The organism is Pseudoalteromonas sp. 1CM17D (assembly GCF_023161805.1).
In the GTDB taxonomy this organism is placed as follows: Bacteria; Pseudomonadota; Gammaproteobacteria; order Enterobacterales; family Alteromonadaceae; genus Pseudoalteromonas; species Pseudoalteromonas atlantica.
The window spans coordinates 499454-515411 of the sequence record NZ_JALNTP010000002.1 but is presented as its reverse complement, the minus strand read 5'-3'; the positions used below and the strand labels follow the sequence as shown (position 1 = coordinate 515411).

Below are 15958 nucleotides of genomic sequence, written 5' to 3'. Positions count from 1 at the left end.
TACTAAAGGATTTTGGGCTGAGCTTCGCAGCAAAGAATCCTTAAAATACAGTATTTTATGGATAAAATATATAAGATTAAAATATTAAAGTGATAACTCTAAAATGCTATTAAAAACTCAAAAAATTAAGCCCCCAGCGGGCGTAGTAATTCGTTACAACTCAAAAGGTGAAGCTACATCATTCCAACTCACCTTCACCTATAAAGGTGTTTTATGTAGAGAAAAAGTACCATTCATCCTTAATAAGCAAGGCCTAAAATCTGCAGGATTTTTTTTGGGCCAAATCAAAAATGAAATAGCGCATGACACTTTTGATTATTCCACACATTTTCCAAAATCTAACAAAGTAAAGCTGTTTACAACTACCCCAAACGACGCAAAAGTTGTTGAGTACATGGACCTATATATTGAAAGGGGAATAGTCAGGGGATTAGAAAAATCAACAATTACTGGGTATAAGAAAGCTAAAAACGGATTAAAAGCATTATGGGATTGTAATGTCTCCGAATTGGAGAGCATTGATGTTGTAAATTTAATCGAAACATCAACTGTATCTAGAAAAACATTATCAAACCGGATTTCACTTTTACGTTGTTGCCTAGATCGAGCTGTGATCGATAAATTAATAAAATCAAACCCTGTTAAAAATATCCGCATAGGGGAATATTTACCTAAAATAAACAACATAGATTTAAGAGGTGCACATAAAAATGTAATTCCATTCACACCTCAAGAAAAGGCTAGGATAATAAATGGTTCATCTGGGACAATACGAGCAATTGTAAGCCTTGTATTCAACACAGGTATTCGCTCTAGTGAGTGGGTTGCATTAAAAAAAGCTGACGTATGTTTAAAAACAAAACAGGTGTCAATTTACGAAGCTATTGTTGACGGTATAGTTAAGGCAACCAAAACAAAAGCCGGCCGAAGAAAAATTCCTATTTCAGAAGATGTTTGTGATCTATTAGCGATAGAAATGAAAAAACATAACTCTGAATACCTATTTTTAAATTCTCGGCAAAGGGTTTGGAACCAAGATTCGTTTAGAAAAAATAGATGGATAAAATTACTAGACTCTTGTGGTGTACAGTACCGTTACCCCTACCAGATGAGACACACGTTTGCATCTCAGTTGATTTCTGAAGGTGCAAACCACTGGAAGGTATCTAAGCTTATGGGGCACTCTTCACCCAATACACTCTATCAGCATTATGGTAATTTCATCGATGAGTATGAAAGAGAGCATAATACTTAGTTAAATACAGACTTAAAGGGGGGGATGATAGACTTGATACGTATTCTACTCAGCTAACCCTCCCCTGCTACTTAATAATAGCTATTTAACCCAAGTCAAACTTCTGGAAAGTGCCATAAGCAGACGGCCAGGAGTATATTGTCTTAAGCCTGGATTTGACCGCTCTAGACTTGCCCCTCAGGCACCCTTAAAGCATTTGTTAGCAGTTTATTCGATGATTACTTTATTTTGCAGACGTAAACCTAAAGAGCCTAATACATTAGGCAAAAGCCTATTTAGAATTTCTTCAGCAACATCAATTGCAAATTGACAGTCCTGCATTGAACTAAGAGAGCCTTTATGAGAAATCATATTTCTTAGATTTTGCACCTTCCCACGCTCATCCCAAAGCGATAATTGTTGCCCAGCTCTTTTATATGTTGCTATATCAACATGTGAAATGTCTTTTAACAAAGTGACCAATAAAGCTTTAAAACGATCAATGCCTGTTTGTTTAATCACTGTATTCGATATTGACTCAGCAACAGCCTCACTGTGGACAAATCCAAAAACAATAGGTTTAAGTAAACCTATTTTAAGTGCAATTTCTATAGAAATTGCAGCCATTATCAAACCCGATGTTGGGGAAAGTGAAGATACTTTTTGCGCTTCTTCTAATGCACTAAATGAATCGGCTAAAAGACTTGAGTTTTCAACATAATAAGAACTAAGCCTTTCAGCAGTAAATTCATCAATAGCACGCTCTCTAAACTCAGTTAAATACAACTCTTCGTAGTATTCACTCATCGCTTCATCTTGTTGACATTCCCATAAATCCATGCTCATTGTAAATCTCAACTCTAAGTTTATTTTGTAACTACTAACGCCCATAATAACGGGCTAAAAATTGTGGGTAAAATTGGTGAGGGACGAACGAGAGTCCATTATTTTTAGTCCTCGTCTTGAAACGTTTGTTAAATAGCTTTTTCCAAGTACTGCTCTAAATCAGATAAGCGGCGATAAACTGCCGCCTTAGTTTTAAATCGATTACGTAGCAGCATATCGTGTAAATGTTTCTCTCCAACAATTACATCACAATATTGAGAAGCCAACGCTATCCCCCCCCAATCTTCAAGATCTGTTGGTTTAGGGTTATAGTTTGGATTATTGAGAACTTGTCGATGCATGTGAACCTCTAACGCTCTAGACGGCATGCTATCAATACAACTGCTTATAACTTCTGCTCCCAAACCGATAAAGTCATCAAATGCGATTCCCCAGTAATTTAATACTTCGGATAGCGGCTCTACAATATCAGATAACGCAATGGCATTTAACGTATTGTCCCAATTTTTACGAGGAACAGTTTGACGCATTTCACTAACTTTGCGTAAATGCTCTTGAAATTTTCCGTTGTGCTCAGTTTTGTGGAAACCACCAAAACGATGACCAACAATTTCTTCACCTGTTAATGCCGCACGCTCGATCCAATTTGGATCCATCATGCTTGGATATTTAAATTCAAGTGCATCACCATAAGCGTGCTTAATACCGTTCCCAAACAACTTAAAGTTGCGAGGCTTAACATGTTTGAAGATTTTGCTTAGTGCACAATCTAGCTCGTATAGAACGATAGATTTATAAGATGCTAAAGTTACCCCCTTCGAGTAATCAAACATTACTCTACCCAATCTCTCACGGCGGCCAGCATTAGCTATAGTACTGGTTTCAATATAATGAATACGTGATAATGGCAAAACGATATCGCCAGATTCGAGTTTTTTCTGGATTAGACTTAATAGACGAGCAGACTCAGGGCGTTTATCTTTTCCATGATGAATTTTCGCCAGATCAATCCAAATATTTTGATCTAAGTAAATGTGCATAAATCTTCTAGCTATTTTACAGCTTTATCAGAGGACAATTTCCCTTTTTAGCGCGAAAATATCCTTGTTTTATGAGCTTATATTAATAGCAAATAGTGTAAGCTATTGCCAGCTATAAATATTATGCTTGTTGAAGTTTATTTCACTATGTAAAAGGGAAAAGTTTCCTCATAGTATCTATTAGCTAAAGACAATTAATCCTGACCGACCGCTTGAACTCACAGCTCACAGCCGAACTTCGTAAAAGTTCCAATAAACGTCATTCAATTTACTGGCTACTTGGGACTGAAACGTACGTTTAGTTTTAAATGACTTTACACTAAAGTAATGTGGATCAATGACATGGGCTTAATAAACTATACTGCATGTGCTAGTTTTCCTGTTAGAATCAAATGTATAATTTTAAAAAGTAGATTTTGAACAATCATTGAAAAATGATTGTCTAGTTGACAAGTAATCCGCGGAGTAGAAGTAATGGAATTTGAAGTACCAACAATAATAATCGGAATATTATCATTCGGCTTCGCAATATTTTTAGGACGTAAAATACATCCATTCTTCTACCCTGAGCGAAAAGTACTTAGAGATTCGTTTGAAGCAGGAGTGAGGTTAGACAGGAAGTTTGGTAACTACGATGGAAGAAGCGAGGATGTATTCGAATCAACAAAAGGCGGAGGTTTCATGATCATTGTTCTGTCTGCATTTTTTGGCTCATTCTTTGGGCTTCAATATGCGCTAATAAAAGCAACAGAGTTTTTATCTTAAATCTTAATTGACCTCCCAATTTCGCTTCTCGCTCTAAGCGACTTATCACCTCTAGCTCTACTCCATAACGCAATGTACAAATTAAAAACGGACTGCATGAACTCACAGCGTTTAAATGCCGTTAAAGGTATTTTAATGTTCATATTGAAATAACCATTCGGGTTACCTCGCTCTAGCTTTATGTAAAATATAAAAGTTAAACTTTGATTGCAGATACCAAGCATTCCCGAAGTTTCTTCAATTGTAATTCAACCTTCTTATCTTCAAGCATTAATATATTCAACCGTCCTACCGTTTTAGATATGGCTGAATAATGGTGGACATTGAAAACATCCGCTAGTGCCTGCAAATTTAACCCTGTTAAATCTTGGCATAACTTCATAGCAAACCAGCGTGGTAAGTTTTTTTCTTTTCGACCCTTTTTAACCATTACGATATCATCAATTTCAACACTGAAGTATGTAGCAAGATAAACAATCACATCATCTGCTGAATGCTTTTTACTAACAAGCTTACTTTTGCTGTCAGATGCTGTAATGTAGTTCTTTATACTTTCAATAAAATTCTGACCACCCAATACTGGCGGTAAAACTTTAGTATTATAAAAATCACTTATTTCTTTAGTGTTTCCCAATCCTACAAATTGCTTATAAGCTGCATATTTAGACCTTTTACCTTGTAGCAAGAATATAAAGTCTCGAACGAGCCATTTGGGAATTTCTGCTTTTTTGATGAACGAATGATAGCTAGACCATTCATACTCAGCAAAGTCAGACGCTAGCGGTGTGTTTGTTTCGATTGGGATACGATGAATGTAACGGCTCACATGCAATAAGTAGTTTTCAGCATCCACCAATACCGAGGTGTACCTCCCTCTAAACAGTGCGCCATCTGCATTATATTTTCGATTAAAGTATTGAGTATAAAGGCCATTAATATGCTTCATGGCTCTGCCTAAATTAGCATCGGGAGTTTTTATTAGCAGATGGTAATGATTGGTCATTAAACAATATGCGTGCACCTCTATATTAAAACGATAGCTCGCTTTCTCAATACAAGATAAAAAATACTTAAAGTCCTTATCACTTAAAAAAGTACTTTCCCCCCCTCTCCCACGATTCGTTACATGATGAAACGCATTCTCATATTCTATTCGCAGTGGCCTAGGCATAGCTATTTACTCAATAAGCAGAAAAATATAAAGTCTAAATTATTGATGTCTGAAGTCAAGGTTTGACCCCAGCAAGGGCAGGGCTATATTTTTCCGCTATTCAACAGTTATATGATAATTTTTCACAAGAAAACCGTGTGTATATTTTGTGTATTTTTGTGAAAAAGCACTGAAAACATAAAATGTACAATTAAGCCAAAAAGCCCGTATTTACTGGTGTGTAGAGCTTGTGTATTTTGTAGAGTGTTATAGAGGGTTTTTGATGTGAAAAAACCGCTGAAAGCTACGTATTTACTAGCTTTCAGCGGTTTTAAAGTGGTGGAGCTGGGGGGATTTGAACCCCCGTCCGAAAAGCCTCGACCGTCGGTACTACATGTTTAGTATTGTCATTTAATTAACCTTTAAATCCCGGACAAACACGGTAGATAAAGGCGAGGCCGCTTAGTTTTAGCGCTTCAACCCCGGCCAGGGTTTCCGTCGCGATCAGGTGTTAGGGTGACACTCCAAAATCCAGTCCACAAGAATACATGGAAGGAGCGCTAGCCAGCCTAAGCTGCTAGAGAGTAGTTATCGTCGTTTGCGATTACTTTAAATTGCGGCTTTTTTACGAGGCAAACCGCACCTCGACATGCACCTCAGGCTTCTTGAATTCCGTCGAATCCTAATCAGCCCCTGAAATATGAATTTCTTTCAGTGAAGGCAGTATAACTGAGTAAACGACTGATACTCAAGGGGTGTGACACTTTTATTTTAGCTAACTGAATCAACTGAACAGTAAACAAGCACAATTTTGTAAAAAAGCAAACAAATACTGAACATTTACTTAACATACCGGTCAAGTTGTGCTCAAATAAGGAGTTAAATTTTACACTAGCTATAAGGCTTTAGTAGTAAAAGTAATAATCATAATAACAGGCATATTACGTAGGGAATTTATAAATGTCGGTTTTTTTATTTAATGAACAAACGGGTGAGCTGGCGTTATCTGCACACCCTATTGATAATGGATTTCCGGTGACGAGTGCTCAACTTATTGAGCTACTTGAACAGTCGGATTATTGCGAGTTTGAAGTACTCTCTGGCAATATTGGTAAATTATTTTCACCGAGTAAAAATTATCAGCAAGAATCATTAGTAATTGCCAAAGCCACGGACGCGAGCATTGTTATTAACGTTGATGAAAAAAACATGGTTGCAGAGGCAACGCTTACCACGGCCAAAGGCGGCGCATTACTCTCTATGGAGGCAGCTCAAGCAGCTTTAGTTAAAGCCGGTGTAAAAAAAGGCATTAGTCCTCGTGCACTTGATACGTTTTTAGGTCAGCAGTTTTCTCACCCTGCAGGTACATCATACAGCGCTATTGTGGCTCATGGCCGAAACCCTAAAGAAGGTAGTGATGCGAGGTTTGTTCGCCTTTGCTCTACAGCGCAAGACCGCGTACTTAGCCCCCAAGCAAAAGAAGGTGGCAAGGTCGATATGAAAGACCTTGGCGCTATTATTACGGTAAAACCCGGCACCCCTTTAATGCAGCGAGTAGCAGCTACTCCAGGTGAAGATGGCTATACGGTTTTTGGCGATATGATCAAGGCAAAGCCTGGTAAAGAGCATCAATTACAGCCCTTTGAAGGCACAAAAATAGATCCTAATAACCCAAACATGCTCATCGCTGATTGTAAAGGTGTGCCTGTGGCCTTACCTAGAGGCATGCGGGTTGACGATGTTTTGTGTTTTCATAATGTAGATGTAAGTACAGGTCATGTTGATTTTGATGGCAGTGTAATTATCTCTGGTGATGTAAAAGATGGTATGCGGGTTAAAGCCAATGGCGATATTACTGTATTGGGGTTTGTTGAATCAGGCACGATTGAAAGCCAAAGCGCGGTAACTATTATGCTCGGCGCTATTGGCCGTAAGCGTGAAAATGAAGAAGCATTTACTTGCGAAATTTCAGCCCAGCGTACTATTTCTATTGGTTATGCCCAGTACTGTAATATTAAAAGTGCGCAAGATTTATTTATAGAACGCCAAGCATTGCATTGTAATTTAAGTGCAAGGCGCTTAATACGTGTTGGTAAAGCAGGTAACCCTCGCGGCAAAATAATTGGGGGAAATATTCTTGATGCTATGCGTATTGAAACAGGTGAGCTAGGTGCGCCGGCAGGGACTAAAACCCGTGTGTTTTTAGCTCAAAACTGGCATGAACTGCGCTCAAAGCAGTCTCAAATAATTGATTTTGAAAAAGTGTTGGCAAGTAAAACATCTGCACTTAAACAAGCTAAAGAAAAAGCGATAAAAATTCCAGTTGCTGCTCAACGCCAACAGCTACTAGATAAAATTGCCGCTAATGAGCAGCATATAAAAACTCGCGCTATGCACGTACAACGTCAAAAAAGATTGGTGAAGCAAAAAATTTCTCAGCTATTGGCAACTAGCCGACTTAAAATTAACGAAATAATGCACCCAGGTGTGGAGCTTAAAATAGCAAAAGACACAAAACAGTTTTCGCGTATTTACCCACCCCACTTAGTAAAACTTTCTGAGGGAAAGATCACTCAGTCGTTTTAGTATCCTCTTCGGTGTTTTCAGTTTCTTGGGCGTCATTTTCAGGTAGTGGCGCTAGTGGCCAGCCCCCTAGCTCTTGCCAACGATTTACTATTAAACAATATAGCTCTGCTGTGCGTTCTGTATCGTAAAGTGCCGAGTGTGCTTGGCTGTTATCAAACTCAATCCCCGCGGCTCTACATGCTTTAGCTAGTACCGTTTGGCCTAAAGCTAACCCTGCAAGCGAGGTTGTGTCAAAACTCACAAATGGATGAAATGGCGTACGCTTAATATTGTTACGCTCAATGGCTGCATTTAAAAAGCCATGATCAAAGGCTGCATTATGTGCCACTACAACTGAGCGTTGACACCCAGCAGCTTTTTGCGCTTTACGTACTGCTTTACAAATTTCTTTAATTGCTTCGTCTTCTGGTACAGCGCCGCGCAACGGGCTAAACGGGTCTATGCCGTTAAATTCAATTGCGGCTTGTTCAATATTAGCGCCTTCAAAAGGCTCTACATGAAAATGAACGGTATGATCTATGCTGAGTAACCCTTCGTCATCCATTTTTAAAATTGATACGGCAATTTCAAGTAAGGCGTCGGTTTCTTTATTAAAGCCGGCGGTTTCTACATCAATAACAACAGGAAAAAAGCCGCGAAAGCGTTGTGCGAAAAGTGTTTGCTCAGTATTTGCCATAGTCTTCTTGGTTTATGAGGATAAGCTCACTATTATGTCAAAATTGGGGGCTACTCGGCTAGGGCTTTATAAATTATTTAATTAATATATTGTAGGCATGCTATTTGCTTTTAAATAACTGCTAATTGTATTGGCTGTTATTAATTCCCATCGCATTAAATTACGGATACTAGTATGGCGCTTAGAAAATAGCGCAATAACAAGGCGAAATTATTTATAGCTTTGTTTTACATCAGTAAGTTTAACGCAGTGAGTGGGCTATTTAATACGATACAAAGATTATGTTTTTAATTAAGTTGGTATAGAGCCCTACTTTAGCCGTACGCCAAAATATTGGCTTAGTAGATTAACCGGAGCGTTTTATGAAGTGTAAGTTGTTTTTTATTAGCGTAAGCCTTGGCACCGCCTTGATGAGTTATTCATCGCAAGCGGCTATGCGCCAATACAGCGCAAATCAAGATAACTCCAATTGGGAAGTTATAAAAACAACACGCTTACAGTGTCAATTAAACCACGAAGTGCCCTACTACGGTGAGGCCATATTTAAGGCATCGGCTAGTAAAAACAAAAACCTAACCTTTAATCTAGATATGGTTGTGCGCCCCGACAATTACGATATAGCCGGTTTAAAGGCGGTGCCACCAGCATGGCGTTCAGGCCTGCCCGCGCGTGATATAACCACGATGAAGTTACTTAAAAAGTTTGATGGTGAGCTTGGTAATAAAACCGCATGGGAAATGCTAACTGAACTTGAAAAAGGGTTTCATCCTACCTTTTACTACCAAGACTGGCAAAATAGTGCCGACAAAATTGCCGTTGGTATTTCAAGCGTTAATTTTAAACAAGCCTATTGGGCGTTTTTGCAGTGCCGCGATGAACTTTTACCATACAGCTTTGAAGATATTTCATTTACTGTAATGAACTACCAATCAAATAGCAGTAAGCTCACTAAAGAGTCGCAAAAGCGCTTAGATAAAATTGCTGAGTATTTAAAAAATGATACCAGTATTGAGTCTATAAGTATTGATTCGTATACCGATAGCTACGGTGGCCGTTGGAATAACTTAGATTTATCGCGTAAGCGTGCTAAAGCTATAAAAGATTATATGGTCAGCTTAGGTGTTGATGAGGGCAAAGTAGAAACCACAGGCCTAGGTGAAAAACGTTTTGTTGATACTAACGAAAATATTTTAGGGCGAAATAAAAACCGTCGTTTAATTATTCAAATAGCAAAAATGTAACCGCCCTAAACTGCTAACTACCGCTGCGCCGCTTTATGAGCTTATCGCCAAACTGAAAAAACGTTAGGCTCAAAAATATAATTATGGCACCTATAATGAGCTCCTGACTTAAAGGCTCGTTATTAAGTAATGCGCCTAGCGCTAATGCAAAACTTGGTGTTATTAAACTACTTAAGGCTACAGTACTGGCGTTTAACTTTTGTAATACATGAAAATACGCTAAAGCCCCTACAATCGAGCCAAAAATACCTAAATACGCAATACTCCATAACGAGCGAGCACTCCAATAATCCATACTTATTTGCCCATCTACCAGCCACCACAGCAGCCCAAATAAAGGAGTAACAAAAACCAGCGCTCCAAAAGTGGTTGCCATAGGGTGAATAGCAATTTTTACACGTTTGATCATCACCCCACTAAGACTAAATAAAGTAACCGCCATTAACACATACATCAGCCCTATGCCCTGAGTTTGTGAGGTTTGTAGCTGGTTATAACTTACAAAATAAAGGCCTATTAATGCACAGCTCAGCGCTATTAATTTAATAGGGCTAAATTTAGGCTCATTAAGTAACCTTTGTGCTAAAAAGCCAGAGAGAATAGGCGCAAGGCCAAACACTAATGAAATAATACCTGAAGGTACTGTGGTAGCAGCCATGTAACTTAATGACATACCGCCAAAAATACCCAAACTGGAGTATGCATATAACGTGCACGCGTTTTTGCTCCAAGGTACACGAATATTGGCTATAGCAACAATTAACCCAGCAACAAATAAGCCTATAATCATGCGCATTAAAACGGCGAGGGTTGGTGCTACAGTTTCACTGCTCCATACAATACCTAAAGGCGTAGTACACCAAATAATGACAAGTAGTAAATAAGATAATTTAACTGACACACGCCATTCCTTTGCACTGAGGAGGTAGAAACCCTATTAAAGTAAATTATACGCGCGAAAGTAATACGCAGTACATATATAAACGTCTAAATACAGCTGTAAATTCATAGTTACATTATTATTTACCGGCATTTATTACAAAACTATTTATGTTTTAAGTAACTAGTTATATCTTGAGTGCCTCTCACACATTTTAGGATAGTTAAGTGCTTAAAAATAAAACAATAGGCAGCATGTTAATTGTTGCAGGCACCACCATAGGCGCAGGTATGCTGGCATTGCCAATAGCCTCTGCAGGGCTTGGATTTAATACCGCGCTTGCACTGATAATAGCCAGTTGGTTACTGATGACCTACACCGCTTTATTAATGCTAGAGCTCCACCAATACGCCCCTAGAGATGCAACGTTAAACACCTTAGCAAAGCGCTGGTTAGGAAAACGCGGCCAGTACGTTGCTAACTTTTCGATGATATTTTTGTTTTACGCCCTGTGCGCAGCCTATATAGCCGGGGGTGGCGCGCAGTTACAGTCGCGTATTAATAGTGATTTGAGCATAAACATAGCGCCCCAAATTGCCTCTATTGTTTTAGCCATTGTAATAGGTAGCGTGGTTACTTTAGGCACCAGTAAAGTAGATAAACTTAACCGCGTGTTATTTACGATTAAAATTTTAGTACTAGGCAGCTTGTTTTATATGCTTACACCCTATGTACAAGGTAAGCACTTACTTGAAATGCCCGTTGAGCAAGGGCTGATTTTATCTGCCTTACCCGTTATTTTTACCTCATTTGGTTTTCATGGCTCTATTCCGTCAATTGTTAAGTATGTGGGGCTAGAAACAAAAGTATTGCGTAAGGTAATGATTGCAGGGGCTGCTTTACCTTTAGTGATTTATATTTTTTGGCAACTGCTTAGCCAAGGGATTATGCAGCAAAGTGATTTACTCAATAGTAATGGCTTAACAGGCTTTGTAGAGAGTGTGGCAAATATTGCGCATAATCCGCAGGTAACAAGCGCTGTTACACTGTTTGCCGACTTAGCATTGGCCACCTCTTTTTTAGGTGTTAGCTTAGGGTTATTTGATTTTTTTGCTGATGCATTTAATAAAGGCGACACCAAATCAGAAAGAATAAAAACCGCACTAATTACTTTTATTCCCCCTTTAGGGTTTGCGTTATTTTACCCTCAGGGATTTATAATGGCGCTAGGCTATGCAGCCATCGCCCTTGTGGTATTAGCAATATTTTTACCGGTTTCTATGGTGTATAAGCAGCGTAAATCGGGCCCTCAAACGGGATACCAAGTGCGAAGTGGTAATATGGGTTTAGCGGTGGCAGGGCTGTGCGGCGTTGTAATTATTGTCGCCCAATTTATGCAAATGTTGGGATTAGTACCCGCTATTGGTTAATAACAAAACTAACCCCTTTAGCTTAAAGGGGTTAGTTAAAAATGTTAAAATACCCGAGACTCACCACGGCCTGTAGCCTGAGAAGCTGCTTGTAACTCACCGTCTTTATTTACAATAACCTGCAAATCGCCAAAACGGCGTTCATTCAGTGTGTAGCCCATTTTTATAAGTTCAGCTTGAGTGTTTTCACTGAGCCCTGCGTTTGTTCTGATTACGTTTTTAGGCCATAACTGATGATGAAACCGCGTGCTATTAACAATATCGTTGGCGCCCATGTTAAATTCAACCGCATTTAAAATAGATTGATACACCGAGCTAATAATTGTTGTGCCCCCAGGCGAGCCTGTGACCATTTTAACGCTGTTGTTTTTGAGCAGTATGGTTGGCGACATTGAGCTAAGCATACGCTTTTGAGGCTGAATTTCATTGGCTTTACCGCCGAGCGCACCAAAGGCGTTCATTACCCCAGGTTTAGCGCTAAAGTCGTCCATTTCGTCATTTAATATAAAGCCTGCACCTTCAACCACAACGCCACTACCAAAGCTTAAATTAATCGTTGTGGTATTGGCCACTGCATTACCCATTTTATCAATAATAGAAAAATGCGTGGTTTGTTCACTTTCTTTGAGGCCTGGTTTTATGTTTTCGGTGGTTGAAATAGCTGTTAAAGAAATATCTTTACTGCGCGCTTTTAGGTAATCAATATGAGTAAGCTCAGTCACTGGTACATCAAAAAAGTCCGGATCGCCCAAGTACTCTGCTCTATCGGCAAACACACGTTTACCTATTTCAGCAAGTAAATGTACATATTGAGTAGAGTTATGTACCAGCCCCATTTCGCTTTTTTTAAGCTCAAACATTTTTAGCCACTGCAAAATAGCTATTCCGCCAGAGCTTGGTGGTGGAGAGGTTAATACTTCATAACCGTTCCAGTTAGCTTTAATCGGCGTGCGCGACACAGCCGTGTAATTAGCCAAATCAGTTTGGTTAATAATGCCGCCGTGCTGGTGCATAAAGTTGGCAATAATGCGGGCTGTTTCGCCTTTATAAAACCCGTCTTGACCGTTATCTCTTATGCGCTTTAAAGTAGCGGCTAGCTCGGGCTGTTTAAAAATCTGATTTGCTTTTATATCTGCAAAATAGTGTTTAAAATTTACATTTATATTTTGTTTGTCTAGATGAGCAATGTATTGTGCGACCCCCTGAGCCAATTTGGGCGGCACTTTAAAGCCTTGCTCTGCTAGGGTAACCGCTGGCTGTACTAATGTTTGCCATTTTAAGGTGCCGTGTTTTTGATGCGCCAGCCACATACCGGCTACGCTCCCTGGTACACCACTTGCATGAATACCATAAATTGACTTGTTTTTAATTACATCGCCCTTGGCATCTAAATACATATCTCTGTGCGCTGCTTGGGGAGCCGTTTCGCGATAGTCTATAAAGTCGCCTTTTCCCTCTTTTTGTATAAGCATAAAGCCTCCCCCGCCAATATTTCCGGCTTCGGGAAGCGTTACCGCTAATACAAATTGCGCAGCAATAGCCGCATCAACAGCATTTCCACCTTGTTCTAAAATAGCTTGTGCTGTATCTGCACTAAACGAGTCAGGCATTGCGACAGCGCTTTTAGTAACTTGCTCCGCCTGCACGCTAAATATACAAAATTGTGCAATCAACACACTCTTAACAATGAGCCGGCTTGGTCGAAAAAATAACCCCATAAAACATCCTTACTTTATTATTTGAATCTCGCTTGGCTCATTTATGCATACCATAGAACGTTAGGTCAATGTTTATACAAGTGATTTTTTTGTATGCTATAACGCCTTTGCGTATAAAACGGCATCCAAATCGCCTTGTTCATCAGTGTGTATATAGTTTTTAACCCAGGTAAATCCCAGCTTTTGCATGACGCTAATTGAAGCTTTATTATCGGCCAGTGCCATTGCAGATAGTGTTTTTATCTCTGGCTGCATTTTTAAGGCGTTACATAATGCACTAGCCGCCTCCGTTGCATAACCCTGTCCCCAACTAGATTGCTTAAGGCGCCACCCTATTTCAATATTTGTAAAATCGGGAGTTTGAGTAAAAAAGTGCATAGGCCTAACAAGCACCCACCCTATAAAAGAGTCCTCTTTTTTAAGGGTGATTTTCCACAGCCCCCAGCCTTTGTTTGCATTTTTATAGGCAAGCATTCTGGGGATCCCTATTTCTTTAATTTGTTTTAATGTCGAAGGCGTTCCTCGGTTTATGTATTTCATTACCGCGGGGTCTTGATCTAGCTCATGCAGCAGCGGCCAATCGTGTTCATTCATTAATTTGAAATTTAAGCGTGTTGTTACAGGTGTGTTCATCTTCGCTGTTCTATTATTAAGTGGAATTAATTATTTGTCTCTAAGGAGAGATAGCACATGAACAAATTAGCAGGTTTAGCTTTATTAGGCACTTTAATTACACTAACGGGCTGTGAAGATGCTCAGGAAGTACAAGAAGATGCAAAAGATAAAAGCGCGCAAATGCAAGAGCAGCTTGGTGACACATGGAACGATGTAAAAGATAAAGCCACAGAGCTTAAAAATGATGAGTCATTAAATGAGTTGCTTGAACAAAGTAAAGCAATGGGCTTAGACATGTACGACGATGGCAAAGAGATTGCCGTTGATGCATGGATAAAAAGCAAAGAAGCCGCGGGTGAATTAACCGAAAAAACAAAGCAAGAAGCGCAAGAAATCGCTGAAGAAATTGAAGAAGCGCGTGAAGAACATGCTGAAAAACAGTAATATTATTGATACTAATTCATTTAATTAAGTAATTTGCTTTGAGGTAAAAACATCGTTTAGTAAGTAAAAAATTGCTATTTAGGTGTTCTTAACAAGCGTTTTTAACGCACTTAGCGTGAGGCTTAGACCCTTAAAATACTTAATTATTATTGCTGATTGGTATTAAATAGTATTTACAAAAAAGGCTGCAAATAACATTATTTGCAGCCTTTTTATTTATGCGCTTATTACTATAATTAAATCGCTTCTTCGTCTTCTTCTGCGGTGCGTATACGTACTACACGCTCAACATCTGTGACAAATATTTTACCATCACCAATTTTGCCTGTTTGCGCTGTTTTTACTATTACTTCTATAGCGCGTTCAACATCTTCATCGGTTAGCACAATATCAAGTTTTACCTTAGGTAAAAAATCCACCATGTACTCAGCGCCACGGTAAAGTTCTGTGTGACCTTTTTGACGACCAAAACCTTTTACTTCACTTACAGTCATACCCGTAATACCTACATCTGATAGGGCTTCGCGTACGTCGTCTAACTTAAACGGTTTGATGATTGCTTCTATTTTTTTCATGCTCACTACTTATTAAAGCTTTAGTTGCCTCGATTTTAGACAATCATGGAGTTCATAGCAAACAAAGCAATTGAATTCGATGATAAAACAACCAAGCGTGGTATAATTATTTATAAGTCTGAATTATAAATCTTTCTCAACTAGCTATAATAATAACAAATGTAGTAGGTATAAATAATATGAAAAAATTCCAAACCGGTTTAACTTTATTAGAGCTCATGGTGGCAGTAGCCATAGTCGGTATTATCGCCTCTATAGCTCTTTGGGACAGTAGCGATATGCTTGAGGAAAACCGCGCTGAGAATTTCTTGCTTGAACTAAAGCGCAATATTAGCTTTGCTCGCTCACAAGCCGCCAGTACAGATGAAATTGTTGTTTTGTGCCCTACTGGCCAAGGTAAAATTAAAAACAGCAAAGACACTTTCAACTGCAACAAAAAGTGGGACGAGAATAAAATTATTGTTGTATTTATCGATGTAGATAACGATGGGCACTATAATGGCGCTTCCGATACACTGCTTAGAGTCATGGAAGAAATATCAGGTAACGACAAGTTAACCTTTACAGGAAATGAGCGTCGCTTGCGCTTTAATACCAGTGGACGAATTACCACAAACCCAGGTGACTTTGTTTTTTGCCCCAATGGTGGCACTGAAAATAATAAAGCGCTTACTTTATCGCAATCAGGTACTGCTTTTTATGCCGGTGACAGTGCACTTAAATGCGGTTAAAAAAAATACAATTTAAGTTGTCATATT

At 39.0% G+C, this 15958-nt stretch carries 15 protein-coding genes and 1 other RNA gene; 7 read left to right on the top strand and 9 right to left on the bottom strand.

What is annotated here, in order from left to right; genetic code table 11:
* Positions 1-103: 103 nt before the first annotated feature.
* The gene (locus MSC25_RS05960; RefSeq protein ID WP_248442872.1) at positions 104-1255 is read left to right on the top strand and encodes a site-specific integrase; all 1152 of its coding nucleotides are present in this window, start codon (positions 104-106) and stop codon (positions 1253-1255) included.
* 207 nt (positions 1256-1462) lie between these two features.
* Here MSC25_RS05960 and MSC25_RS05955 read toward each other — a convergent pair whose 3' ends face one another.
* Together MSC25_RS05955 and MSC25_RS05950 are read right to left on the bottom strand one after the other, a co-directional pair.
* A complete protein-coding gene (locus MSC25_RS05955; RefSeq protein ID WP_248442871.1) occupies positions 1463-2080 on the bottom strand; it encodes a hypothetical protein in 618 nt (205 codons plus the stop codon).
* A gap of 128 nt (positions 2081-2208) precedes the next feature.
* The gene (locus MSC25_RS05950; RefSeq protein ID WP_248442870.1) at positions 2209-3120 is read right to left on the bottom strand and encodes a hypothetical protein; all 912 of its coding nucleotides are present in this window, start codon (positions 3118-3120) and stop codon (positions 2209-2211) included.
* 474 nt (positions 3121-3594) lie between these two features.
* Between MSC25_RS05950 and MSC25_RS05945 the strand changes: the two genes are divergently transcribed.
* Positions 3595-3885, top strand: coding sequence for a hypothetical protein (locus MSC25_RS05945; RefSeq protein ID WP_248442869.1), 291 nt, complete (start codon positions 3595-3597; stop codon positions 3883-3885).
* 196 nt (positions 3886-4081) lie between these two features.
* Here MSC25_RS05945 and MSC25_RS05940 read toward each other — a convergent pair whose 3' ends face one another.
* Both MSC25_RS05940 and ssrA read right to left on the bottom strand, forming a co-directional pair.
* Positions 4082-5056 (bottom strand): transposase, encoded by a 975-nt coding sequence (locus MSC25_RS05940; protein WP_248442868.1) that lies wholly within the window; start codon positions 5054-5056, stop codon positions 4082-4084.
* 316 nt (positions 5057-5372) lie between these two features.
* Positions 5373-5729, bottom strand: a transfer-messenger RNA (tmRNA) gene (gene ssrA / locus MSC25_RS05935).
* 266 nt (positions 5730-5995) lie between these two features.
* Here ssrA and MSC25_RS05930 point away from each other — a divergent pair.
* Entirely contained in the window at positions 5996-7621 is a 1626-nt protein-coding gene (locus MSC25_RS05930) for a FapA family protein (RefSeq protein WP_248442867.1), read from the top strand.
* Here the strand turns inward: MSC25_RS05930 and rnt are convergent.
* Positions 7605-8297: a ribonuclease T gene (gene rnt / locus MSC25_RS05925; RefSeq protein ID WP_248442866.1), complete on the bottom strand. Its 693-nt coding sequence runs from the start codon at positions 8295-8297 to the stop codon at positions 7605-7607. The two genes, MSC25_RS05930 and rnt, sit on opposite strands and share 17 nt — an antisense overlap.
* 362 nt (positions 8298-8659) lie before the next feature.
* On the opposite strand from rnt, the gene MSC25_RS05920 reads away from it, so the two are divergent.
* Positions 8660-9538, top strand: coding sequence for an OmpA family protein (locus MSC25_RS05920; protein ID WP_054983043.1), 879 nt, complete (start codon positions 8660-8662; stop codon positions 9536-9538).
* Between the two features lie 13 nt (positions 9539-9551).
* Here the strand turns inward: MSC25_RS05920 and MSC25_RS05915 are convergent, their stop codons facing one another.
* Positions 9552-10439 (bottom strand): DMT family transporter, encoded by an 888-nt coding sequence (locus MSC25_RS05915; protein ID WP_248442865.1) that lies wholly within the window; start codon positions 10437-10439, stop codon positions 9552-9554.
* A 206-nt stretch (positions 10440-10645) separates the two neighbouring features.
* Between MSC25_RS05915 and MSC25_RS05910 the strand changes: the two genes are divergently transcribed.
* Complete coding sequence (locus MSC25_RS05910) at positions 10646-11848, top strand: aromatic amino acid transport family protein (protein ID WP_248442864.1); 1203 nt, start codon at positions 10646-10648, stop codon at positions 11846-11848.
* Between the two features lie 44 nt (positions 11849-11892).
* On the opposite strand, the gene ggt is transcribed toward MSC25_RS05910, so the two are convergent.
* Together ggt and MSC25_RS05900 are read right to left on the bottom strand one after the other, a co-directional pair.
* Entirely contained in the window at positions 11893-13566 is a 1674-nt protein-coding gene (ggt, locus tag MSC25_RS05905; RefSeq protein ID WP_248442863.1) for a gamma-glutamyltransferase, read from the bottom strand.
* Between the two features lie 96 nt (positions 13567-13662).
* The gene (locus MSC25_RS05900) at positions 13663-14199 is read right to left on the bottom strand and encodes a GNAT family N-acetyltransferase (RefSeq protein WP_248442862.1); all 537 of its coding nucleotides are present in this window, start codon (positions 14197-14199) and stop codon (positions 13663-13665) included.
* Positions 14200-14256: 57 nt separating this feature from the next.
* On the opposite strand from MSC25_RS05900, the gene MSC25_RS05895 reads away from it, so the two are divergent.
* Complete coding sequence (locus MSC25_RS05895) at positions 14257-14625, top strand: hypothetical protein (protein WP_248442861.1); 369 nt, start codon at positions 14257-14259, stop codon at positions 14623-14625.
* A gap of 236 nt (positions 14626-14861) precedes the next feature.
* Here the strand turns inward: MSC25_RS05895 and MSC25_RS05890 are convergent, their stop codons facing one another.
* Positions 14862-15200, bottom strand: coding sequence for a P-II family nitrogen regulator (locus MSC25_RS05890; RefSeq protein ID WP_004588371.1), 339 nt, complete (start codon positions 15198-15200; stop codon positions 14862-14864).
* Positions 15201-15379: 179 nt separating this feature from the next.
* Between MSC25_RS05890 and MSC25_RS05885 the strand changes: the two genes are divergently transcribed.
* Positions 15380-15931: a GspH/FimT family pseudopilin gene (locus MSC25_RS05885; protein ID WP_248442860.1), complete on the top strand. Its 552-nt coding sequence runs from the start codon at positions 15380-15382 to the stop codon at positions 15929-15931.
* Positions 15932-15958: the final 27 nt, after the last annotated feature.

Coding starts and splice junctions, on each gene's coding strand:
- ggt (WP_248442863.1), bottom strand. CDS start 13,566: ATGGGGTTATTTTTTCGACCAAGCCGGCTCATTGTTAAGAGTGTGTTG.
- MSC25_RS05940 (WP_248442868.1), bottom strand. CDS start 5,056: ATGCCTAGGCCACTGCGAATAGAATATGAGAATGCGTTTCATCATGTA.
- MSC25_RS05900 (WP_248442862.1), bottom strand. CDS start 14,199: ATGAACACACCTGTAACAACACGCTTAAATTTCAAATTAATGAATGAA.
- MSC25_RS05885 (WP_248442860.1), top strand. CDS start 15,380: ATGAAAAAATTCCAAACCGGTTTAACTTTATTAGAGCTCATGGTGGCA.
- MSC25_RS05955 (WP_248442871.1), bottom strand. CDS start 2,080: ATGAGCATGGATTTATGGGAATGTCAACAAGATGAAGCGATGAGTGAA.
- MSC25_RS05945 (WP_248442869.1), top strand. CDS start 3,595: ATGGAATTTGAAGTACCAACAATAATAATCGGAATATTATCATTCGGC.
- MSC25_RS05930 (WP_248442867.1), top strand. CDS start 5,996: ATGTCGGTTTTTTTATTTAATGAACAAACGGGTGAGCTGGCGTTATCT.
- MSC25_RS05950 (WP_248442870.1), bottom strand. CDS start 3,120: ATGCACATTTACTTAGATCAAAATATTTGGATTGATCTGGCGAAAATT.
- MSC25_RS05890 (WP_004588371.1), bottom strand. CDS start 15,200: ATGAAAAAAATAGAAGCAATCATCAAACCGTTTAAGTTAGACGACGTA.
- rnt (WP_248442866.1), bottom strand. CDS start 8,297: ATGGCAAATACTGAGCAAACACTTTTCGCACAACGCTTTCGCGGCTTT.
- MSC25_RS05920 (WP_054983043.1), top strand. CDS start 8,660: ATGAAGTGTAAGTTGTTTTTTATTAGCGTAAGCCTTGGCACCGCCTTG.
- MSC25_RS05960 (WP_248442872.1), top strand. CDS start 104: ATGCTATTAAAAACTCAAAAAATTAAGCCCCCAGCGGGCGTAGTAATT.
- MSC25_RS05895 (WP_248442861.1), top strand. CDS start 14,257: ATGAACAAATTAGCAGGTTTAGCTTTATTAGGCACTTTAATTACACTA.